Here is a 21,003-nt window from a genome sequence, read left to right as displayed (position 1 = left end):
TGTGGGCCCCCGATGCTGGATCGAGGGCCCACACCAGGGGGGTCAGCGTCGGGTGTCGCCCTGGTACAGGTCGTCGATCCCGTCGCTGTCGCCATAGGTGTCCTTGCCGCCGACGGTCAGCACCGTGCCCTCGGCCCGAGCACGCAGCTCGGCGGGTGCCAACGCTTTGGCGACGTGGTAGGCCACGACGGCCACGATCGTGCCGAGCGCGATCCCGGTGAGGGAGAAGCTGTCGGTGAACTTGAGCGTGACGTTGCCGATGCCGATGACGATGCCCGCGGCGACGGGCACCAGGTTGATCGGGTTGCCGAAGTCGACGCCGTTCTCCTTCCAGATCTTGGCGCCGAGCAGGCCGATCATGCCGTAGAGCACGACCGTGATGCCGCCCAGGACGCCACCGGGGGTCGACGCCACGAGGGCACCGAACTTCGGGGAGAACCCGAACAGGATCGCGACGAGCGCGGCGACGTAGTAGGCGGCCGTCGAGTAGACGCGCGTCGCCGCCATGACCCCGATGTTCTCCGCGTAGGTCGTCGTCGGCGAGCCACCCACCGCGGAGGCCACCACCGTGCCGAAGCCGTCAGCGGCGATGGCTCGGCCCATGTAGGGGTCGAGGTCGGTCTTCGTCATCTCGGCGACGGCCTTGACGTGGCCGGTGTTCTCCGCGATCAGGGCGATGACGGCGGGAACGACCAACAGGATGGCGGCCATCGAGAACGAGGGTGCGTGCCAGCCCACGACCTCCTTGCCGGCAACGACCTCGGTGTGCGGGGGGAACCCGAACAACGCGGCGTCCTTGATGCCCTGGAAGTTGGTGCGGAAGTGCGTGGTGATCTTGCCGGCGCCGGGGTCGAAGGCCGTGATCTGGCCAAAGCCCTTGTCGAACAGCCACGACACGACGTAGCCGAAGATGAGCGCGAGGAAGATCGCGATCCGGCCGATGAAGCCCTTGAAGGCGACCGCACAGATGATGGTGAAGGTCATCACCAACAGCGCAACCCACTGGTCCTGTGGCCAGTAGATGTTGGCGACCACGGGGGCGAGGTTGAAGCCGATGAGCATGACCACGGCACCGGTCACGACAGGCGGGAGCACCTTGTGCAGCACGCTCGATCCGAGGAAGTGGATGAGCACGCCCACGAGCGCCAGCACGACACCCGCGACGAGGATCGCACCCGTGACGGTGGCGGAGGTGGCCCCCGCCTGTGCCCGGATGGCGACGACGGCGCCGACGAACGAGGCCGACGTCCCGAGGTAGCTGGGGACCTTGCCCTTGACGATCAGGAGGAAGCAGATCGTCGCGACCCCGCTCATCATGATCGCGAGCTGGGCGTTGAGCCCCATGATCAGGGGAAAGACGAACGTCGCTCCGAACATGGCCACGACGTGCTGGGCGCCGAGCCCGACCGTCTTGCCCCACGACAGTCGCTCATCGGGAGCGACGACGTCGTCGGGGCCCATGGTGCGACCGTCTCCGTGCAGTTTCCAACCCAGGCCCAATGACATGCGGACTCCTTATCCACCAGCGGGGCCACCCCTTGGTGACGTGGCCCACAGTCCCGTTCGGGATAGGCGAAAACTAGCGGCCAGACCGCCCGCTGCATTGGGCAATTGTTGCTATCGGGGCCGGAGCGGCTTTCGGCAGAGTATGCGGAGTGGCGCGCTCGCTTTGCGGGCTCGGCAGGAGTCGAATGGGCTGTGCCGCGTCCCTCCCGCCAGAGGGCGCGGCACCTTCATGCCCGGGCGGCATACCTGCGGGGTCAGATGCCGCGCATCTGGTGCACCTTGAGGGCCAGGGCCAGCTTGAGCCGCAGCTGGGGGTCGGTGGTGAAGGGGCCGAGCATCTTCTCGAGCTTCACGATCCGGTAGCGCAGCGTGTTGTAGTGGAAGAACAGCTGGCGGGCCGTCTCGGCGACGTTCATGTTGGTGTCGATCAGGATCGAGAGCGTGCGGCGCAGGTCGACGTTCTCGGGGGAGTCGTCGGCCGCCAGGCCGCCCAGCGACTCGTCCACGAACCGGCGCAGGTCGGCGCTGTCGGGGATCAGCGCGAGGAGGCGGAAGACTCCGAGGCCGTCGAAGTGGGTGACCGCCGAGTCGCCGTGGAGCTGGCGCCCGACACTCACCGCGCTGAGCGCCTCCTCGTAGGCCTGGGGCAGGTCCGCGACCGAGTCGATCGGCCGCGAGACGCCCGTGGAGAAGGTGCGCCGGCCGCCGCCGCCGATGCCGCTGATCACCCGGACGACCTCGGAGACCGTGCGCATGATGGAGTCGGTGTCCGCGCTCGGGGAGACGCCGCACAAGGCGACGACCTCCTGGCTGAACCCCATGACGGGGGCTCGTGGATCGCGCACCGCCATCGCCTGGCTCCACGCCCGCGAGAAGCGTTCCTGCAGGACCCCGACCTCCTCCGGGGGGCGCGTCGAGTGCGCGTCGTCCTCGTCGGTCTCGGCCACGACCACCACGAGCCTGCGGTCGATGTCCCAGCCCAGCGAGGCCGCGTGGGCAACTGCTTCGGTGGGGGAGCCGGCCCGTCCCGACAGGGCGTCGCGCAGGAACTCGGCGCGGTACTTGCTCTCGACCGCAGAGACGGCCTGCTCCTTGGTGATGGCCAGGGCCGCCACTGTCGCCGCGCGCTCCAGCAGGTGGACGTCGTCGGCGGTGAGGGGGCGGTCACCCACGAACGCGGCCAGCAGCCCGTGGTTGAGGTTGCCCGCCGCGATCCGCACCATGGCGCGACGGGCGTTGGCGCCGTGCGCGGGGCGGATGCCGACCGGTTCGTGCTCGGTGATCAACCGCCCGGTGCGGTCGAAGCAGTCGAGGGCCAGGGCCGCCGCGAGGTCGTCCTCCGAGCCTGCCCTGGCCAGCACGCGACCGTCGCTCGTGGTCACCATCGCGGCGCCTCCGAGGAAGCCGGCCAGGCGCTGGCAGAGGTCCTCCAGCCCGCCACCGGCCAGCACGACCCCGACCAGGATCTGGTGGGCCTCCTCGACCCGTTGGAGGATGCCCGACTGCTGGTCCAGCACTGCGCCGAGGACGTCGGTGACCATCCGCTCGGGCGCGGCCGTGGCGGAGGCCAGCACCAGGGGGAGGCCCGTTGCGGCAGCTCGGGTGCGCCAGTCGCGGAGCTGGACGGTGGTACCGCCGGCGATGGCGATGGCCGTGGCGCCGTCCACCGAGGACTGTTCGAACGGGTCGCGCCCGGCCGCCTCCCACGCCGCGACGGTGTCGGCGTCCGCGCAGACGAGGTGCTGGCGCGGGTCCGGCGCGGCGCCGAGCAGCGAGGCCCGCATCACGCCGCGTGGCGGCTGCTCGGGGTCCTGGAGCAGCTCGGCGCCGGCAAGCGACGGCAGGGCCAACACGGCCTCGAGGCTCACCCCGCCGACGAGGTCGTGGCTGGGCGCCTGGGTCGGGGGGGCCGCTGGCAACTCCGCGTCAACCAGGCTGCCATCCTTGGCAACATTCACCATGAGGCGACTGTAACGGCAGTCGATAGCGTCGCTGCGTCAGTCCGAGGAAACGAGGAACCCGTCCGCGCCGGAGGTCGTTCGTGACAGCGTCCGTGACTGGGCTCGCGTCAGAGCTCGCGACTGGACCCGAGCCGTTGTGGCCTGCCGCGGTGTCCGAGCGCGCGGTCGCGCTGGTGCACGGGCCGGCTCGCAGGGCGACGGTCCTCGGCACCTTCCCCACGGCGCTGTACCTCCAGGTGGGCAGTCACGCGCGAGTCCTGCCCATCGTCACGCCCGGCGGCCTGCGTCTGCCGACGGCCCTGGCCGTGGCCACGCCGTTGCCCACCGTCGGGTGGGGTGTCCAGCCGGGCGACCACGTCGTCGTGGGCGGCGGAGACGTGCTTCTGCCCTACGTCACGATCCGGGCCGTCCGCAGGTGGAGGCCGCACCCGGTCCACAGCGCGGCGGTCCACCAGGGTCGCGTCGGCGCCCGCCTCTCGTCCCTTCGCCTGGGCTGGCGCACCCCTGCGCGAAGCCTGACCGAGACCCTGGCGAAGGGTGACCGGGACGCCCTCCCGGATCGGGTGCACGCGCTCGTGGGCACGGGCCCCGGCCTGACCCCCAGCGGCGACGACGTCCTGTGCGGCGTGCTTCTCGGCCTGCGCCTGCACCCGCGCGGCTCGGACTCGCTGGTGGACCGGTTGTGGCACGCGGTGCTCCCGAGGCTCAGCTCCACCACGAGCCTTTCGGCCGCGCTGCTCACCGAGGCGGCCGAGGGGTATGCCGTGGTGCCAGTCGTGCGCCTCACCGAGGCTCTCGCGGGCTTCGACCCCACCGACCCGGCCGCGTCCGGCGAGGTCGACCTGGCCGTCCGGGCCGTGCTCGCCATCGGCCACTCGTCGGGGGCCGACCTGCTGGGCGGGCTCGCGGGCTGCCTCGACGCCCTCGACGCCCTCGACGCCCTCCACGCCCTCGGGGCCCTCTTCCCCCTCGACAGGGTGGACCACACCGGTCCGCTCGCCCAGCCCCCAGGACCGGCCATGACCCACAGGAGCCTTCAGTGACCGACCACCTCGAACTGCGCGGCGGGGCCTACTACGACTCAGTCAGCCTGATGCAGGTCTCCCGGCAGGTCGCCGGGGCGCCGGGCGTGGCCGCAGCCCAGGTCGCCATGGCCACCGAGCTCAACCTCGAGGTGATCGGCGGCATGGGGTTCTCGGTGCCGGACAGCGCCCAGCCCAACGACCTCGTCGTCGCGATCCGAGCCGACGGGGAGGACGGCGTCGCCAACGGGTTGGCCGCCCTCGAGACCGCGCTGGCCGCCCTCAAGTCGGCTGGTTCCAGGGCCGGTGGGTTCGGCGAAGTGCCCGCGCCGCGCACGCTCGGACGGGCCGTCGCCGTCGGAGGGGCCAACCTCGCCCTGGTCTCCGTCCCGGGGCAGTACGCCACCGTCGAAGCCTTCGACGCCATCGACCGGGGCGTCTCGGTGATGCTCTTCTCCGACAACGTGCCGGTCGAGGACGAGGTGCGGCTCAAGGACGCCGCGGCCGCCCGCGACGTGCTGGTGATGGGTCCGGACTGCGGGACTGCCGTGGTCGGCGGGGTCGCGCTCGGCTTCGCCAACGTCGTCGAGCGGGGACCGATTGGCATCGTGGCGGCCTCGGGCACGGGCGCGCAGCAGGTGATGGCGTTGCTCGATGCCGCCGGTGTGGGGGTGAGCCACTGCCTCGGGGTCGGGGGGCGCGACCTCTCGGCTGCCGTGGGTGGGCGTTCCACGAGGCAGGCGCTCGCGGCGCTCGCCGCGGACGCAGCAACCGAGTCGATCATCGTCGTCTCCAAGCCGCCGGCCGCCGAGGTGCTCGCCGACCTCGAGGGGTATGCCGCGGGGCTGGGCAAGCCGGTCCACTGGGCGACGCTCGGGGCAGGTCGCCCTGACCTGACGGCGGCCGTCGAGGCCTTCCTCCGTGAGTCCGGGCGGGACGTTCCGACCTGGCCCTCGTGGCAGCCCCTCCTCGACCCCGAGTCCTTGCCGGACCCGACGGGTCCCGGCACGTCGGATCCCGCGAAGACCGATGGGGCGGGGGCGCAGGCGGGGGAAGCGCCCCGTGGCAGGTACCTGCGCGGTTTGTTCTGTGGAGGCACCTTGGCGGACGAGGCGATGCTGGTCGCGAGCGGTGCGCTCGGCGGCATACGGTCAAACATCCCGCTCGCCCCTGAGCTGGCGCTCGACGCGGACCTGCGGGCCGACGACCACGTCGTGATCGACTTCGGCGACGACGGGCTGACCCGCGGCAGGGCGCACCCGATGATCGACCCGACCTTGCGGCTGGAACGGATCGCGGCGGAGGGTGAGGACCCCCACTGTGGAGTGCTCCTGCTCGACCTGGTCCTGGGTCATGGTGCCCATCCCGCCCCGGGGCCCGAGCTCGCCGGAGCGATTCGTCGTGCTCGTGAGGCGGCGCGGGCCGGCGGGCGCGAGCTGCCGGTGGTGGTCTCGCTCACCGGCACCCGCGGCGACCCCCAGGACGTCGGCGCCACGGCTGCGACACTCTCCGAGGCCGGCGCATCGGTCCACCTGTCCAACGCCGAAGCCACCAGGACGGCCCTGTCGCTCCTGTCCGACGCCGACCCCACCGGAGGATCCCGATGACCGCGACTCTGCACGGGCTGCTCGGCGCGGACCCGGTGCTCGCCACGGCCGGCGCCTCGATGTTCGCCGACGCGCTGCGCGACCAGGCGGTCGTCGTGACCGAGACGGACTGGCAGCCGCCGCTCGACGGGACGGCACCCCACCTCGGCATCGTCCTCGGGGACGCGCGCCGCACCGATGCGAACGCCCTTGCGCTGCAGCGGATGACCGCCGCCGGGGCGGACTTCGTCGACGTGCGTCCGGCCCAGGAGGCGCTGGGGCTCGAGCGCGGGACGTTCCTGCACGCGGGTCCTCCGATCGAGTGGGACCGCGCGTCCGGCCCGCTCAAGGGCGCCCTCATCGGCGCGATGCTCTTCGAGGGGATGGCCGACACGGCCGAGGCGGCGGAGGCCGCCCTGGCCCGCGGTGACGTCCAGCTCGAGCCGTGTCACCACCGCGACGCCGTGGGTCCCATGGCCGGCGTGATCTCACCCTCGATGTGGGTCTACGAGCTGCGCGACGAAGTTCACGACCACACGTCCTGGTGCTCGCTCAACGAGGGACTGGGCAAGGTGTTGCGCTACGGCGCCTTCGGCCCCGAGGTCATCGGACGGCTGCACTGGATGAACTCCGTCCTGGGGCCGTTGCTGCAGCAGGCGATCCGCGCCGCCGGACCGATCGACGTCAAGTCGATCATCGCCCAGATGCTCCAGATGGGCGACGAGGGCCACAACCGCAACCGCGCCGGCTCGCTGATGCTGCTGCGCGAGCTGCTCCCCTCGCTCATCGTCGCCGACGGGTCGCCGACCGACATCGCCGAGGCGGTGCGCTTCTCGGGTGCCAACGAGCACTTCTTCCTCAACCTGGGTATGCCGGCCTGCAAGCTCTCGACGCTGGCGGCGGAAGGGATTCCGGGCTCCACGGTCGTCACCACCATGGCCCGCAACGGGACCGACTTCGGCATCCGGACCGCCGGCACCGGGGCTCAGTGGTTCACGGGCCCGGCCAACACCCCAGAGGGCCTGTTCCTGGGCTCCTACGGACCGGACGACGCCAACCCAGACATCGGCGACTCGGCGATCACCGAGACCGCGGGCATCGGCGGTTTCGCGATGGCGGCCGCCCCGGCCATCGTGCGTTTCGTCGGCGGCGACGTGCCGCTCGCCCTGCGGGCCACGCGCACGATGTACGAGATCACCGTCGGCGAGCACACGGCATACCAGGTGCCCATCCTGGAGTTCCGCGGGACGCCGACCGGGATCGACGTCGCCGCTGTGGCGCGGACCGGGATCCTGCCCCAGATCAACACCGGCATGGCCGGTCGCGTGGCGGGGACCGGCCAGGTGGGCGCCGGGCTGGTGACGCCACCGGCCGAGTGCTTCACCCAGGCGATCGCCGCCCTTGCGGCCAAGGCGCAGTCCTGAGGCCCGGTGATGCGTCGGCGATTCGTGGTCGCCGACGGAGGTGAGGCGGCGGCGTGGCAGGATACGGGCTCGTGACGGCACGTATCCTCGACGGCAAAGCGGTCCTGGCGACCATCAAGGACGAGCTCCGCGGACGGGTCGACGTGCTGCGCGAGCACGGCGTCGTGCCAGGGCTCGGCACCGTGCTCGTGGGCGATGACCCAGGCAGCCGGTGGTACGTCAACGCCAAGCACCAGGACTGCGCCGAGATCGGGCTCACCAGCATTCGTCGCGACCTGCCCTCGACCGCCACGCAGGCCGAGGTCGAGGCCGTCATCGACGAGCTCAACGCCGACCCGGAGTGCACGGGGTTCCTCGTGCAGCAGCCGACCGGGCTCGACGAGTTCGCCCTGCTGTCCCGGGTCGACCCGACCAAGGACGTCGACGGGCTGCACCCCACCAACCTGGGCTGGCTCGTCCTGGGCAAGCCGGCGCCGCTGCCCTGCACCCCCGCCGGCTGCATCGAGCTGCTGCGCAGGTTCGACGTGCCGATTGCCGGCGCACGGGTGGCCCTGGTCGGTCGCGGGATCACCGTGGGTCGCCCGCTCGGGCTGATGCTCACCCGACGCAGCGAGAACGCCACGGTCGTCCTGTGCCACACCGGCACCCGCGACCTCGCCTCCGAGGTGCGCCAGGCCGACATCGTCGTCGCCGCAGCCGGCCAGCCCGGGCTCATCACGGCCGACATGGTCAAGCCCGGAGCCGCGGTGCTCGACGTCGGCGTCAGCCGGATCATCGCCGAGGACGGCAAGTCCAAGGTCGCCGGAGATGTCGCTGACGACGTGGCCGAGGTGGCCGGCTGGGTCAGCCCGAACCCCGGAGGCGTGGGTCCGATGACCCGCGCCATGTTGCTGTCCAACATCGTGGCAGCCGCCGAGCGTCAGCTCGTCGAGACCTCGGCCTGACCCGGATGACCGCGCCGCGCCTGGGCTGGTGGTGGGTCGCCGCCCCGGTGCTCCTGCTCGGCGTGGTCCTGTTCCTTCTCGACGAGGTTCGCCCGGCCGGCTACGTGATCGCGGGCGGCCTCGGCTTGGCCGCGCTGCTGCGGCTGGTGCTCCCCACCGCGCGCAGCGGTGGCCTTGCCGTCCGATCGCGAGGCGTCGACGTGGCAACCATGGCGGTCCTCGGGGTGGCGTTGGCGTTCATCACGTCGGTGCTCGACCTGCGTCCCCGCGGCTGACTGCGGGACTTGTTGCCACCTGGTGGTCATCAGGGGCCGGGATCTGGCCTGCGTGACGATCTCCCGGCACCAAGTGCGGGGCGCGCGGGACTTGTTGCCACCCGGTGGTCATCAGGGGCGGGGATCGGGGCCCGGTGACGATCTCCCGGCACCAAGTGCGGGGCGCGCGGGACTTGTTGCCACCTGGTGGTCATCAGGGGCCGGGATCTGGCCTGCGTGACGATCTCCCGGCACCAAGTGCGGGGCGCGCGGGACTTGTTGCCACCTGGTGGTCATCAGGGGCGGGGATCGGGCCCCGGTGACGATCTCCCGGCACCCAGTGCGGTCAGCAGCGACGTGAAAGCGGCCGCCCCCAGCAGGGGACGGCCGCTTCGAGGTATGCGCGTGACCGGCTCAGCCGAGCAGGCCCAGACCGCGAACCGCCTCGCGCTCCTCCTCGAGCTCCTTGACGGAGGCGTCGATCCGGGCGCGGGAGAAGTCGTTGATCTCCAGGCCCTGCACGATCTGCCAGTCGCCGTTGCTCGTGGTGACAGGKAAGGAGGAGATGAGGCCCTCGGGGACGCCGTAGGAGCCGTCGGAGCGCACCGACATCGAGACCCAGTCGCCCTCTGCCGTGCCGAGGGCCCAGTCGCGGGCGTGGTCGACCGTCGCCGACGCGGCCGAGGCGGCGGAGGAGGCGCCCCGGGCGTCGATGATCGCAGCGCCGCGCTTGGCGACCGTGGGGATGTACGTGTCGGCCAGCCACGCCTCGTCGTTGATGAGCTCGGCGGCGTTGCGCCCCCCCACCTCCGCGTGGAACAGGTCGGGGTACTGCGTGGCCGAGTGGTTGCCCCAGATCGTCATGTGGGTGATGTCGGTGACCACGGCACCGGTCTTGGCAGCCAGCTGGCTGATCGCGCGGTTGTGGTCCAGGCGGGTCAGCGCCGAGAACCGCTCCTGCGGGATGTCGGGCGCGTTGCTCATGGCGATGAGGGCGTTCGTGTTGGCCGGGTTGCCAGTCACCGTCACGCGGATGTCATCTGCCGCAACGGAGTTCAGCGCCTTGCCCTGGGGGGCGAAGATGCCGCCGTTCGCCTCGAGCAGGTCGCCGCGCTCCATGCCCGGACCGCGGGGACGAGCTCCCACCAGCAGGGCGTGGTTGACGCCGTCGAAGACCTTCTCGGCGTTGTCGCCGATCTCGACCTTGGCCAGCGTCGGGAAGGCGCAGTCGTCGAGCTCCATGACGACACCCTCGAGCGCCTTGAGCGCCGGGGTGATCTCGAGCAGGCGCAGCTCGACGGGGGTGTCCGGGCCGAAGAGCGAACCGCTCGCGATCCGGAAGAGGAGGCTGTAGCCGATCTGGCCGGCGGCGCCGGTGACGGCGACCTTGACGGGGGCAGTGCTCACGGTGGGACCCTTCGCGTCTCTGGTGGGGTGACTGTCGTCGACGCTAGCAGGCGCCGCGCAGCACGCAGCCGGGTGGTTAGGGTCGTCTCATGCCGACTCCTGACTTCATCCTGGCGCTGCGTGAGCGGGTCGGCACGCACCCTCTCTTCCTGACGGGCGTCAGTGCGGTGGTGCGCAACTCGCAGGGGGAGGTCCTGCTCGCGCGCCGCGTCGACAACGGCCAGTGGGCCCTCGTCAGCGGCATCCTCGAACCGGGGGAGCAGCCCGCCGAGGGGTTGCGTCGCGAGATCGAGGAGGAGACCGGGGTGGTGGCCACCATCGACGACCTGACCGGCGTCTGGACCCTGCCTCCGCAGGAGTACCCGAACGGCGATCGCGCCCAGTACCTCGACCTCTGCTTCACCGCGACGTACGTGTCCGGGCAGGCCCGGGTCAACGACGACGAGTCGCTCGACGTCGGCTGGTTCGCGCCGGACGACCTCCCCGAGATGATGGAGCGCTCGCGGGTGCGCCTCGAGCGCGCCCTCGCGTTCCGCGGTCACGCCTGGTTCGAGGGTTCGGATGCTCCCACCGGCCGGTATGCCGCCGCGCCCGCTGACGGTGGTCCGCTCCACGACGCTGGAACGCCGGCTCTCGCAACCTTTGCGGCAGCCGGCCGCCAGGTCGTGCTGCGACGGGCCACCGTCGCGGACGTGGGCGCGGTCGTCGCCCTGATCGCCGACGACCAGCTCGCCGCGGGCCGGGAGGACCCCGGCGACCTCGCGGCATACCTGCGGGCGTTTGCGGTGATCGACGCGGACCCGGCGCAGCTGCTCGTGGTCCTGGACGACGGAGGCGTCGTGGTGGGCACGATGCAGGTGAGCTTCATCCCCGGGCTGTCGCGCGGTGGCGCGCTGCGGGGGCAGGTCGAAGCCGTGCGGGTCGCGGACAGCCACCGCGGCCAGCGGCTGGGGGAGCAGATGATCCGGTGGGCGGTGGCCGAGGCAGCCCGCCGCGGCTGCGCCCTCGTCCAGCTCACGACCGACAAGAGGCGCGCCGACGCCCACCGGTTCTACGAGCGGTTGGGGTTCACCGCGTCGCACGAAGGGTTCAAGATGACGCTGAGGGGCGACGAGGCCACCACCACCGAGGAGCAGCGATGAGCGGAAGCGGCACGAAGGACGACCCCTGGGCACTGAAGACGCCCCCCGGGACGGGTGACTACGCGATGTACCGCGACGACGACGCGGACCCGGCCCAGCTGGTCTGCCAGGTGGGCTCGACCAAGCTGCTCTACGACGCGCGGGTGGTCGAGGATCTCCATGCCTGGCTGCGCGAGCAGGGTGACTGGGTGCCGCTGGGCAGCGCCGACGAGCAGAAGCCTGCCAAGGACGGCACCGTCGAGGAGTGGGGCCGCTCGGAGTCCAACCCGGTCGGCGGGTGGTACGGCCTGCGCAAGGGTTACCGCGGCCGGGTCGGCATGTACCTGCCGCCCCTGCTCGAGGAGCTCGGGCTCGCCGAGGTCGAGCACAACCCGCGCAACAACCGGATGCGGGCCATCTGAGGCAGCGCACCCTTCGTCGGTCGTCGCCCGGTCGCCGGCTGCGAGCGGGTCAGGCGACCGGGCGCAGGCGCAGCACCGGGATGACCCGGCTCGTCTTGGTCTCGTAGTTGCCGAAGCCGGGTCGTTCAGCCACGATTCGTCGCCACTGCTCGGCGCGATCGGCCGGGCTGAGCTCCTCCGCGTCGACGCTGAACGTCCGGGTGCCGACCTCCACCTCGAACCGCGGGTTGGCGAGGACGTTGTGGTACCAGTCCGGGTTGGTCGGCGCGCCGCCCTTGGACGCCACGACGAGCATCGAGCCGTCGTCCTGCGGGAAGTAGACCAGCGGCGTCACCCGCACCGTGCCGCTCCTGGCACCGATGTGGTGCAGCAGGATCATCGGCGCGCCCTGGAAGTACCCACCGACCTTCCCTTCGTTGGCGCGGAACTCCGCGATCACGCCTTCGTACCAGTCGCTCATGTCCGGTGCAACCCCTCGGCGCGGCATCCGATTCCGCGCGGAGTCACGCCAGGGAGGCGAGGGCCTCGTTGAAGGTGGCCGACGGGCGCATCACTGCCACGGTCCTCGCCTCGTCGGGCCGGTAGTAGCCCCCGATGTCGGCGGGGTGTCCCTGCACACCTAGGAGCTCGTCGTTGATCGTCGCCTCGTTGGCGGCAAGGGCCTGCGCCACCTCCGCGAACGACGCGGCGAGCTCTGCGTCCTGGGTCTGGGTGGCCAGCTCGTGGGCCCAGAAGAGTGCGAGGTAGAAGTGGCTGCCACGGTTGTCGATCTGACCGACCTTGCGGGCCGGGCCCTTGTTCTCGTTGAGCAGCCGCTCGGTCGCCCGGTCCAGGGCCTCGCCGAGCACCTCGGCGCGAGCGTTGTCGGTGCTCGTCGCCATGTGCCGCAGGCTCTCCGCGAGGGCCAGGAACTCGCCCAGGCTGTCCCAGCGCAGGTAGTTCTCCTGGACCAGCTGCTGGACGTGCTTGGGGGCCGAGCCCCCTGCACCGGTCTCGAAGAGGCCACCGCCGTTCATCAGCGGCACGACCGACAGCATCTTGGCGCTGGTGCCGAGCTCGAGGATCGGGAACAGGTCGGTGTTGTAGTCGCGGAGCACGTTGCCGGTGACCGAGATGGTGTCCTCGCCCTTGCGGATCCGCTCGACCGACAGCGTGGCGGCGTCGACCGGGTTCAGGATCTGGAGGTCCAGGCCGTCGGTGTCGTGGTCGGCGAGGTAGGTGGTGACCTTCTCGATCAGGTTGCGGTCGTGGGCGCGGGTCTCGTCGAGCCAGAAGACGGCGGGCGTCCTGGAGGCGCGGGCGCGGGTGACGGCGAGCTTGACCCAGTCCCGGATGGGGGCGTCCTTGGTCTGGCAGGCGCGCCAGATGTCGCCCGGTGCCACCTCGTGCTCCATCAGCACGTCGCCGGCGGCGTTGACGACCTGGACCGTGCCGGCCTCGGCGATCTCGAAGGTCTTGTCGTGGCTGCCGTACTCCTCGGCCTTCTGGGCCATCAGGCCGACGTTGGGCACCGAGCCCATCGTGGTCGGGTCGTAGGCGCCGTGCGCGCGGCAGTCGTCGATGACGGCCTGGTAGACGCCCGCGTACGAGCTGTCGGGGATGACAGCGAGGGTGTCGGCCTCGGCGCCGTCCGGGCCCCACATGTGGCCGGACGTGCGGATCATGGCCGGCATGGACGCGTCCACGATGACGTCGCTGGGCACGTGCAGGTTGGTGATCCCCTTGTCGGAGTTGACCATCGCCAGTCGTGGGCCGTCGGCGAGGCCCTTGTCGATCGCGGCCTTGATCTCGGCGCCCTTGTCGCCCAGGGCGCCCAGGCCGTCGATGATCGAGCCGAGGCCGTTGTTGGCTGACAGCCCGGCCGCAGCGAGGTCCGCTCCGTAGGTCGCAAAGACGTCGGGCAGGAACGCCCGCACCACGTGGCCGAAGATGATGGGGTCGGAGACCTTCATCATCGTGGCCTTCAGGTGCACCGAGAAGAGAACGTCGTCGGCCTTGGCGCGGGCGATCTGCTCGGTGAGGAAGGAGTCGAGGGCGGCGACGCGCATGACGGTGGAGTCGACGACCTCGCCCTCGAGAACCGTGAGCCCCCCCTTGAGGACCGTCGTGCCGTTGTCCGTGACGAGCTGGATGGTGRGGGTGTCGTCCGTCGGGAGGACCACGGACTGCTCGTTGGAGCGGAAGTCGTCGACGCCCATCGTCGCGACGTTCGTCGCCGAGTCGGGGCTCCACGCACCCATCGAGTGGGGATGCTTGCGAGCGTAGTTCTTCACCGCGGAAGGAGCCCGACGGTCGGAGTTCCCTTCGCGCAGAACGGGGTTCACCGCACTGCCCTTGACGCTGTCGTAGCGGGCACGCGCGTCGCGCTGCTCGTCGGTGGTCGGTTCGTCGGGGTAGTCCGGAAGGGCGTAGCCCTTGGCCTGAAGCTCGGCGACGGCAGCCTTGAGCTGCGGCACCGAGGCCGAGATGTTGGGCAGCTTGATGATGTTCGCCTCTGGCGTCGTGGCCAGCTCGCCCAGCTCGGCCAGGGCGTCGCCGATCCGCTGGTCCTCGGGGAGCAGGTCGTCGAACGCCGCGATGATGCGTCCCGACAGTGAGATGTCGCGCGTCTCCACGTCGACCCCGGCGGTCCCTGCGAACGCCTCGATCACCGGGAGGAAGGAGTAGGTCGCCAGCATCGGCGCCTCGTCGGTCAGGGTGTAGATGATCTTGGCCATGGAGGCGACTCTCTCCTGAGGTGGTCTGGATGTCGAAGCGGTGCGGAGACGACCTTCAGGCTATCGGCCCTTCGAACTGTCGTCCCTCGACCTCGCCCACAGTATCTTGATATCAAGATACTCGCGCAACCGGCCAGGTGGTGGACCCGTCAGGTGGTGGGCTTCAGGTCGTCCGGGTCGACGACCCCGGTGATGTCCTCGTCGCGGCGGTCGACGCCGGTCACCAGGTGGTAGGTGGCTCCTGCGATCGCCGCACCGACGACGGGCGCCAGCCAGAAGGCCCACAGCTGGCCCGGGGCGCCGTTGCCGTTGAAGAAGGCGACGGCGGTGGACCGTGCAGGGTTGACCGAGGTGTTGCTGATCGGGATCGAGATCAGGTGGATGAGGGTGAGCGCGAGCCCGATGGCGATGGGGGCGAAGCCGGTCGGCGCACGGTCGTCGGTGGCGCCGAGGATGACGTAGAGGAAGAAGGCGGTCAGGATCGCCTCGGCGCACAGCACGGCGACGAGGGTGTACCCGCCGGGGGAGTGGTCGCCGTAGCCGTTGGCGGCGAGGTTGCCCGTGGCGTCGAACCCGGAGACTCCGCGCGCGATACCCCACAGGGCCAGGCCGGCCACGAGTCCCCCGACGACCTGCGAGCCGACGTAGGCCGGAACGTCCCGCCACGGGAAGCGCCTGGCGACGGCGATGCCGACCGTCACAGCGGGGTTGAAGTGCGCCCCCGACACGTGCCCCACGGCATACGCCATCGTGAGGACGGTGAGACCGAAGGCGAGGGCAACGCCCAGGAACCCGATGCCGACCTGGACGCCCTGACCGGACACGACGTTGGGGGCGAGGTACTTCGCCGAGAAGATGGCGCTGCCACAGCCGCCGAAGACGAGCCAGAAGGTGCCCAGTGCCTCTGCGCCGAGGCGCGAGGTCAGTGCCGGTGTGCGCATGTAGCTCCCCTTGGTGCGGCGGATGGTGCGACCGGTGGGCCCCCGTGGCCCCTTGCCGGGACCACTCTGCCGCACCGTCGCGTTTTGCACACGCGCGACACCCGGATCCGCCGACACCGCGGGCCCGCCTCCGGGCGTCCGTCCGGCCGAGGAGATCCGCCCATCAGCCAAAAGGACTAGGTGACGATCAGTGGATACGTCGAATGAATGAGGTCATATCCGGACAAACAATGTCTTTGAAGATTCATTTCTTTACCAAATGCTGGTGAAACTCAACCCTGTCCTTTACGTTCAGCGCATCATCAAAACGAGTCTGCGGGGCTCGGGAGCGGGGTTTCGATGGATCAGCAGGGGATCGTCAGGGACAGCGGCACGCCGCTGGTGAGTCGGCGCACGGTTGCGCTCGGGGCTGCATGGTCGGTGCCGGTGATCGTCCTGGCGACAGCCGCGCCCGCGGCGGCTGCGTCGGGGGGCGCGCCCGTGGTGGCTGCCACGGTCCTGGCGGACAAGGTGGCGGCCCACAAGTTCGACACGAAGACGGTCAACTTCACGATGACGCTGACCAACACCGGAACGGCTGCCGGGTCCGTCGAGATCCTCTCGGTGACGTCGGACGCGACGACCGGAACCACGGTGGGTGTCCCGACGACGACCATCGTGCCGGTCGGGAGCAGCGTGCCGGTGAGCTTCTCGTACACCTACGAGGGCAACGCCGGGACCGCGACCTACACGATCAGCTACCGGACGGGTGGCGGTTCGGTCCAGATCGTCACAGTCACCGCCTGAGCTCAGTCGGTCGTCATGGTGCGGTCAGGCGGCACGCGCGACACCAGTCCTCGTGACTCCAGCTCGGCCAGGAACGCGACCACGTCTGGTTCGACTTCGGCAGCAGGGATACCGAAGTCATCCGCGACGCGGGCGACGACCTGGGCGGTCGTCGGCTGGTCGTCCAGGGCCTGCCAGATGGCGTGTGCCGAACCCTCCATGACGAAGGGTCGGGCGGTCTGGGGAGTGGTCAGGTCGAGCACGACGACCCGGCCCGGTGACTGGACCACGGCAACGTCGGGTTGGCGGCGCCACACGGCGTCAGTCAAGCTCCACCAACCCCTTGGCGGCCAGTGTCCGCAGTGCCACCTCGGTGGACTCGACGGCATCGACACCCTCGGGCGCCGGGCCGAAGGTGGCCAGCAGCACGTCGACGAGGTCCGAGGCCGGGGTCCAGTCGGGGCACGAGTCGAGCAGCGTGGTGGCCAGGGCCGACAGGCGCACCACCTCCCGTCCGACCAGCACGACGGCCTCCCCGTCCCGTTCCACCCGGTCCGCCGCCGGCAGGTACCGCGCTCTCACGCCGTCCCACCCACTGGCCTGTCCACCCCTGGTTCGTCCGCAAGCAGCCCGTCCACCAGCAGCCCGTCCGCAGGCAGCCCGTCCACCAGCAGCCCGTCCACCAGCAGCCCGTCCACCACCCCGGCCAAGTCGGCCGACTCCCGATAGGTGATCCGATGCACACCACCGAGCGACTCACACAGCGCCGCCAGGCGCTGCAGTGGTCGTGCCATCTCGGGCAGGTGCGACGTCTGGGGCACCAGGGCGACCAGCGCGTCGAGGGTGGGCAGCGTCTCGACGATGGGCTCGCCCTCGTGGGAAGGGTCACGCTCGAGCAGGCAGAGCGCGGCAAGCCGCACGCGCCGGGTGGGTGCCACGAGGCCGACCTCACTGGGTGCGGTCTCGTTCTTGAAGAGGCTGTCCGGGGTGCGGCGGATCGACAGCGGTTTGGGATAGGGCACGACCGTCCGGTCGTCGAGCACCACGGTCGTCTCGTCGGTGACGTACCAGCGACCCGGACCCAGGGTGCTGACCAGGGTCGTCTTGCCGGTGCCGCCCGCCGCCACGAAGGCTGCGGCAGCGCCCGTCAGCGGGTCGGCGATGCAGGCAGCGTGCAGCATGAGGCACTCACCGGCGCGGGCGTCGATGGCACACAGGGTGATCCGCTGGGTGAGCGCCTGCAACAGGTCATCGAGCTCGCGGCGGGAGACCGCGCCTCCGGCATCCGCAGCGGCCCAGGCGTCCGGGTCGCTGTCGAAGACGACGTCTGCGGTGACCTCGCCGGTCGCGCCGGGCGGAGCGGCACAGAACTCCCAGAGCCGGGGCAGCCGGTCCACGACCTCAGCGGCCCGGTCGCCGCGCACCCGCACCTCGACGTGGACACCGAAGGCGTCCACGACATGGCGGCTGGAGGTCTCCAGTTCGACTGCGGTCACAGGCCGCACAGTAGAGCAGTCCGCACCACTGCACGGGGCAACCGCACCCCTGCAGCCACGCGCGTCGACAACGCACGTCAGGAGCAGCAGTGGAACTGACCGACTACCTCAGGGTGCTCCGGGCGTACTGGCGCGGCGTTGCCGCCTTCGTGCTGCTCGGTGTCGCGGTCGCGGCCGGGGTCAGCCTGGTCCAGCCCAAGGTCTACCAGGCCGACGCGAGCGGCTTCGTCAGCGCCGGCACCACCAACTCCGCCGGTGAGGCGTCCGTCGGGGACAGCCTGGCCAAGTCGCGAGCAGCGTCCTACGTCGACCTGGCGAGGTCCCGGGCCACCGCACAGACGGTGATCAGCGACCTCGGCCTCGACGCCGCCCCCGCCAGCCTCATCGGCGCCGTTTCGGTGTCGCAGCCCCTCGACACGGTGCTCATCAAGATCAGCGCCCGGGCCTCGACCCCTCGCTCGGCGCAGCAGCTGGCGGACGCCTGGGTCCGAGCGCTCAAGCAGCAGGTGGACCAGGTCGAGAACCCCTCCGGCTCCTCGACCCAGGCCCTGCGCATCGTCCCGATCGAGTCGGCTGCACTGCCCTCGTCGCCCGTGTCACCGAACACGACCCGCAACGTGGGCCTCGGTTTCGTCGGTGGTCTCCTCCTCGGCTTCGGGTATGCCGTGGCCCGCAGCCAGCTCGACCGCAAGCTCCGCCGGGCCGAGGACATCGAGCGCGAGTTCGGCGTCACCGTGGCGGCCGCGATCCCGGCGAGCCCCGCCATGGTCCGCAAGCGCGGTGCGCTCATCCCGCTGGTGGTCGGTCGCCCGAAGCTGAAGGACCCGGTGCACACCGCGGAGGCATTCCTCAAGCTGCGTACGAACCTGCAGTTCATGGACATCGACAACCCGCCCCGCGTCATCGTCGTCACCAGCCCCCTGCCCGGGGACGGCAAGTCGACGATCGCGGCCAACCTCGCCGCCGCGCTGTCGATGTCGGACCGGCGGGTCGTGCTCATCGACGGTGACCTGCGCCGCCCGGTCGTCGCCGAGTCCTTCGGCCTCGTCGAGGGAGCCGGGCTCACCGACGTCCTCATCGGTCGGGTCGAGTTCGCGGACGTGGCTCAGCGCGTGGCGGCCCTGCCCAACCTGACCGTCCTCGCGGCCGGCGGGATCCCGCCCAACCCGAGCGAGCTGCTCGGCTCCAAGGCGATGCGCCGGCTGCTGGACTGGCTGGCCGACAGCGGACACATGGTCATCATCGACGCACCACCGCTCCTGCCCGTCACCGACGGCGCCGTGCTCACGGCGGCGGCGGACGGTGCCCTCGTCGTCGTGACGGCCGGCAAGACCCTCGACACCCAGCTGGGGGCGGCGCTCGCCAGCCTGCACGCCGTGCAGGGCCACACCTTGGGTGTGGTGCTCAACCGGATCGAGCCCAAGGCTGCGGGCAGCGGCTACTACGGCGGCTACTACGGGACCGAGAAGTCCCACAAGGGCCTGCGCAAGGCCTCGCCGGACCGCAGGGAGGAGCTCCAACCCGCACGCCAGCCCGAGGGCCGGCCCGTGCGGCTGGTCGAGGCGCTCGACCCGGTGGAGCGCGTCCAGGGAGTGCAGACCGTCCACGCGCTCGAGACCCCCCACGCGGCCGCGCCAGATCCGGCGGTCGAGGCGGCACGGGCAGCGGCCGAGGCGGTCAAGGCAGCCCAGGCGGCGCGACCCAGCAAGCCCCCACGTGGCACGCCGCACGGCAAGCCGAGCGAGGCGGCCCTGCAGCAGCGCGCCCGGACCGCCGCAGGGGCAGGCCGCTGACGGCCGTGACCCCGGACGGACGTGGCGCCCGACGGACGGGCTGCTGATGGTCTGGCTGTGGACCGGTTGCTCAGCCGACGTCTGTCCCGCTGGACCGGACCACGAACGCGGCGAGGTCCCGGGACTGCTGGAGCCGGCTGGGTTCGTGGACGTACATCATGTGGCCGGCCTCGTAGTGACAGTGCTCGATGTTGCCGCGCAGTGACTCCGGGATCTCCAGGTGCGCCACGACGTCCTGTGCGCCGTAGTAGGGCGTGGCGCCGTCGTGGTAGCCGTAGGCGATGTGCACCTTGAGGTGGGGGTTGCCCCGCATGGCCCTCGCGAGCTGCGAGCTGACGTCGATCGGCTTGCCCTCGAACTCCTTGAACGACCACTCCGTCGACGCGAGCTCCGAGATCTGCGCGTAGGGCAGGTCGTTCTCGTAGCCGAGCTCGTCACGCACGTAGTGGTTCCACGCGGCCGCATAGGGACCGCTGATCGCGTCGTGGGACGGGTCGGCGTCCCACTTCTCGGCGTTGCCGTGCACGAGCCGCCCCGTGAACCGCGAGTCCAGCCGGCCCACCGCCAGCCCCTGGTCGCGCAGCAGCTCGGTGAAGAACCGGACGTGCTCGACCCTCAGGTTGGCGCGGTCGACGTACTCCTCGGACAGGCCGATCAACGCGGCGAGGCGGCTCACGTGCTCGGCGCGCTCGGCTGCGGTGAGGCGTGACCCCCGCGACAACGCCCACGGGTAGTCGCGCGCGGCATACTCCTCCGCCTCGGCGAGGACGGTCTTGAGGGACTTCCGCCCGTGCTTGCCGTGGTGGTGGGCGGTGGCGGCGTAGGTCGGGAGGTAGTCGACATGGGCACGGTCGTTGCGGAACTCGAAGTCGACCGTCGCGAGGTCGAGGACCGAGCTGATCAGCATGATGCCGTTGACGTAGAGGCCGTGGCGGGTCTGCAGGTGCTCGGCGAGGGCAGCGGCCCGGATGGTGCCGTAGGACTCGCCCGCGATGAACTTCGGTGACAGCCAGCGGTTGTGGCGGGTCGTCCACAGCCGGATCAGCTCGCCGACGCTCTCGATGTCGGCCTTGAAGCCGTGGTAGTCCTTGGGCTTGCCACCCTCGACGGCCCGCGAGTACCCGGTCGACACGGGGTCGATGAAGACGAGGTCCGACACCGCGAGCAGCGTCTCGGTGTTGTCCAGCAGGCCGTACGGCGGCGGCGTCGGGTTGCCCACGTCGCCGGAGTCGACCCGGCGCGGGCCGAGCAGGCCGAGGTGCAACCACACCGAGCTGGAGCCCGGTCCGCCGTTGAACGCGAAGGTGACGGGGCGCTTGGTGCCCCGCGGCGCGTCGAGGACGTAGGAGGTGACGCTCAGCTCGGCCTTGGCCTTGTGCCCCTTGAAGACTCCGTCCTCGAAGACCTCCTCGCGCAGCACGATGCGCCCGGCTGTCGCCGTGTAGCGCAGCGTCCTGCGCCCGATCTTGAGGGTATGCCGCGTCGTCACGAGATCGTCCGTCGGCGGCACCGGCGGTGCCTCGGCGTTGGGCTTGTCGGTCGGTGACTCGCCCCGGGCCAAGGGGGAGGACTCCGCGGGTGTCGTGGGCGCGGGTGAGGTCTGGGTGGACTCGTCGGGCATGCGTCGCACCCTAGTGCGGGCCG

Annotated in this window: 19 protein-coding genes; 9 read left to right on the top strand and 10 right to left on the bottom strand. The window is 70.9% G+C overall.

Annotation, left to right across the window (positions count from 1 at the left end):
* Positions 1-42: 42 nt before the first annotated feature.
* Both AC1DXJ_RS14400 and AC1DXJ_RS14395 read right to left on the bottom strand, forming a co-directional pair.
* Entirely contained in the window at positions 43-1,506 is a 1,464-nt protein-coding gene (locus tag AC1DXJ_RS14400) for a uracil-xanthine permease family protein (protein WP_477624933.1), read from the bottom strand.
* A 254-nt stretch (positions 1,507-1,760) separates the two neighbouring features.
* Positions 1,761-3,467 carry a PucR family transcriptional regulator gene (locus AC1DXJ_RS14395; RefSeq protein WP_477637318.1) on the bottom strand — a complete coding sequence of 569 codons (1,707 nt, stop codon included), beginning with the start codon at positions 3,465-3,467 and terminating at the stop codon, positions 1,761-1,763.
* 80 nt (positions 3,468-3,547) lie between these two features.
* Here AC1DXJ_RS14395 and AC1DXJ_RS14390 point away from each other — a divergent pair, with 80 nt between their 5' ends.
* The 5 genes from AC1DXJ_RS14390 to AC1DXJ_RS14370 all read left to right on the top strand — a co-directional run bounded on the left by AC1DXJ_RS14390 (position 3,548) and on the right by AC1DXJ_RS14370 (position 8,718).
* A complete protein-coding gene (locus tag AC1DXJ_RS14390) occupies positions 3,548-4,510 on the top strand; it encodes an oxamate carbamoyltransferase subunit AllH family protein (RefSeq protein WP_477637317.1) in 963 nt (320 codons plus the stop codon).
* Positions 4,507-6,096 carry an FdrA family protein gene (locus tag AC1DXJ_RS14385; protein ID WP_477637316.1) on the top strand — a complete coding sequence of 530 codons (1,590 nt, stop codon included), beginning with the start codon at positions 4,507-4,509 and terminating at the stop codon, positions 6,094-6,096. Before AC1DXJ_RS14390 ends, AC1DXJ_RS14385 begins: the two co-directional genes overlap by 4 nt.
* Positions 6,093-7,499 carry a YlbE family protein gene (locus tag AC1DXJ_RS14380; protein ID WP_477637315.1) on the top strand — a complete coding sequence of 469 codons (1,407 nt, stop codon included), beginning with the start codon at positions 6,093-6,095 and terminating at the stop codon, positions 7,497-7,499. Before AC1DXJ_RS14385 ends, AC1DXJ_RS14380 begins: the two co-directional genes overlap by 4 nt.
* Positions 7,500-7,570: 71 nt before the next feature.
* The gene (locus tag AC1DXJ_RS14375; protein ID WP_477637314.1) at positions 7,571-8,443 is read left to right on the top strand and encodes a bifunctional methylenetetrahydrofolate dehydrogenase/methenyltetrahydrofolate cyclohydrolase; all 873 of its coding nucleotides are present in this window, start codon (positions 7,571-7,573) and stop codon (positions 8,441-8,443) included.
* A 5-nt stretch (positions 8,444-8,448) separates the two neighbouring features.
* Complete coding sequence (locus AC1DXJ_RS14370) at positions 8,449-8,718, top strand: DUF3017 domain-containing protein (protein WP_477614852.1); 270 nt, start codon at positions 8,449-8,451, stop codon at positions 8,716-8,718.
* A gap of 393 nt (positions 8,719-9,111) precedes the next feature.
* Here AC1DXJ_RS14370 and AC1DXJ_RS14365 read toward each other — a convergent pair whose 3' ends face one another.
* Positions 9,112-10,104: a malate dehydrogenase gene (locus AC1DXJ_RS14365; RefSeq protein WP_477637313.1), complete on the bottom strand. Its 993-nt coding sequence runs from the start codon at positions 10,102-10,104 to the stop codon at positions 9,112-9,114.
* A gap of 89 nt (positions 10,105-10,193) precedes the next feature.
* Between AC1DXJ_RS14365 and AC1DXJ_RS14360 the strand changes: the two genes are divergently transcribed.
* Both AC1DXJ_RS14360 and AC1DXJ_RS14355 read left to right on the top strand, forming a co-directional pair.
* Positions 10,194-11,246: a GNAT family N-acetyltransferase gene (locus tag AC1DXJ_RS14360; RefSeq protein ID WP_477637312.1), complete on the top strand. Its 1,053-nt coding sequence runs from the start codon at positions 10,194-10,196 to the stop codon at positions 11,244-11,246.
* Positions 11,243-11,647 carry a DUF6855 family protein gene (locus tag AC1DXJ_RS14355; protein ID WP_477633619.1) on the top strand — a complete coding sequence of 135 codons (405 nt, stop codon included), beginning with the start codon at positions 11,243-11,245 and terminating at the stop codon, positions 11,645-11,647. Before AC1DXJ_RS14360 ends, AC1DXJ_RS14355 begins: the two co-directional genes overlap by 4 nt.
* Positions 11,648-11,696: 49 nt before the next feature.
* Here the strand turns inward: AC1DXJ_RS14355 and AC1DXJ_RS14350 are convergent, their stop codons facing one another.
* From AC1DXJ_RS14350 to aqpZ, 3 genes are all read right to left on the bottom strand, one after another.
* Positions 11,697-12,107 carry a nitroreductase family deazaflavin-dependent oxidoreductase gene (locus AC1DXJ_RS14350; protein WP_477637311.1) on the bottom strand — a complete coding sequence of 137 codons (411 nt, stop codon included), beginning with the start codon at positions 12,105-12,107 and terminating at the stop codon, positions 11,697-11,699.
* Between the two features lie 43 nt (positions 12,108-12,150).
* On the bottom strand, positions 12,151-14,364 hold the full coding sequence (locus tag AC1DXJ_RS14345) for an NADP-dependent isocitrate dehydrogenase (protein WP_477637310.1): 2,214 nt from the start codon (positions 14,362-14,364) through the stop codon (positions 12,151-12,153).
* Between the two features lie 149 nt (positions 14,365-14,513).
* The gene (aqpZ, locus tag AC1DXJ_RS14340; RefSeq protein WP_477624939.1) at positions 14,514-15,305 is read right to left on the bottom strand and encodes an aquaporin Z; all 792 of its coding nucleotides are present in this window, start codon (positions 15,303-15,305) and stop codon (positions 14,514-14,516) included.
* Positions 15,306-15,644: 339 nt separating this feature from the next.
* Here aqpZ and AC1DXJ_RS14335 point away from each other — a divergent pair, with 339 nt between their 5' ends.
* Positions 15,645-16,091, top strand: coding sequence for a hypothetical protein (locus tag AC1DXJ_RS14335; protein WP_477624940.1), 447 nt, complete (start codon positions 15,645-15,647; stop codon positions 16,089-16,091).
* A gap of 2 nt (positions 16,092-16,093) precedes the next feature.
* Here AC1DXJ_RS14335 and AC1DXJ_RS14330 read toward each other — a convergent pair whose 3' ends face one another.
* Genes AC1DXJ_RS14330 through AC1DXJ_RS14320 form a run of 3 tightly spaced genes read right to left on the bottom strand, consistent with a single transcriptional unit; the run spans position 16,094 to position 17,566 of the window.
* Positions 16,094-16,399, bottom strand: coding sequence for a PqqD family protein (locus AC1DXJ_RS14330; protein WP_477614860.1), 306 nt, complete (start codon positions 16,397-16,399; stop codon positions 16,094-16,096).
* Complete coding sequence (locus tag AC1DXJ_RS14325; RefSeq protein WP_477614861.1) at positions 16,392-16,652, bottom strand: hypothetical protein; 261 nt, start codon at positions 16,650-16,652, stop codon at positions 16,392-16,394. The genes AC1DXJ_RS14330 and AC1DXJ_RS14325 overlap by 8 nt, the downstream gene beginning before the upstream one ends.
* Positions 16,649-17,566: a hypothetical protein gene (locus tag AC1DXJ_RS14320; protein ID WP_477637309.1), complete on the bottom strand. Its 918-nt coding sequence runs from the start codon at positions 17,564-17,566 to the stop codon at positions 16,649-16,651. The genes AC1DXJ_RS14325 and AC1DXJ_RS14320 overlap by 4 nt, the downstream gene beginning before the upstream one ends.
* 89 nt (positions 17,567-17,655) lie before the next feature.
* Here AC1DXJ_RS14320 and AC1DXJ_RS14315 point away from each other — a divergent pair, with 89 nt between their 5' ends.
* Positions 17,656-19,359 carry a tyrosine-protein kinase domain-containing protein gene (locus AC1DXJ_RS14315; RefSeq protein WP_477637308.1) on the top strand — a complete coding sequence of 568 codons (1,704 nt, stop codon included), beginning with the start codon at positions 17,656-17,658 and terminating at the stop codon, positions 19,357-19,359.
* Between the two features lie 70 nt (positions 19,360-19,429).
* Here AC1DXJ_RS14315 and AC1DXJ_RS14310 read toward each other — a convergent pair whose 3' ends face one another.
* Positions 19,430-20,980, bottom strand: coding sequence for a S10 family peptidase (locus tag AC1DXJ_RS14310; RefSeq protein WP_477637307.1), 1,551 nt, complete (start codon positions 20,978-20,980; stop codon positions 19,430-19,432).
* Between the last annotated feature and the right edge of the window lie 23 nt (positions 20,981-21,003).

This window comes from Pedococcus sp. P2_D9, from assembly GCF_056404275.1.
Note: the sequence above shows the minus strand (reverse complement) of the source record. Positions and strands in the feature narration are given on the sequence as shown.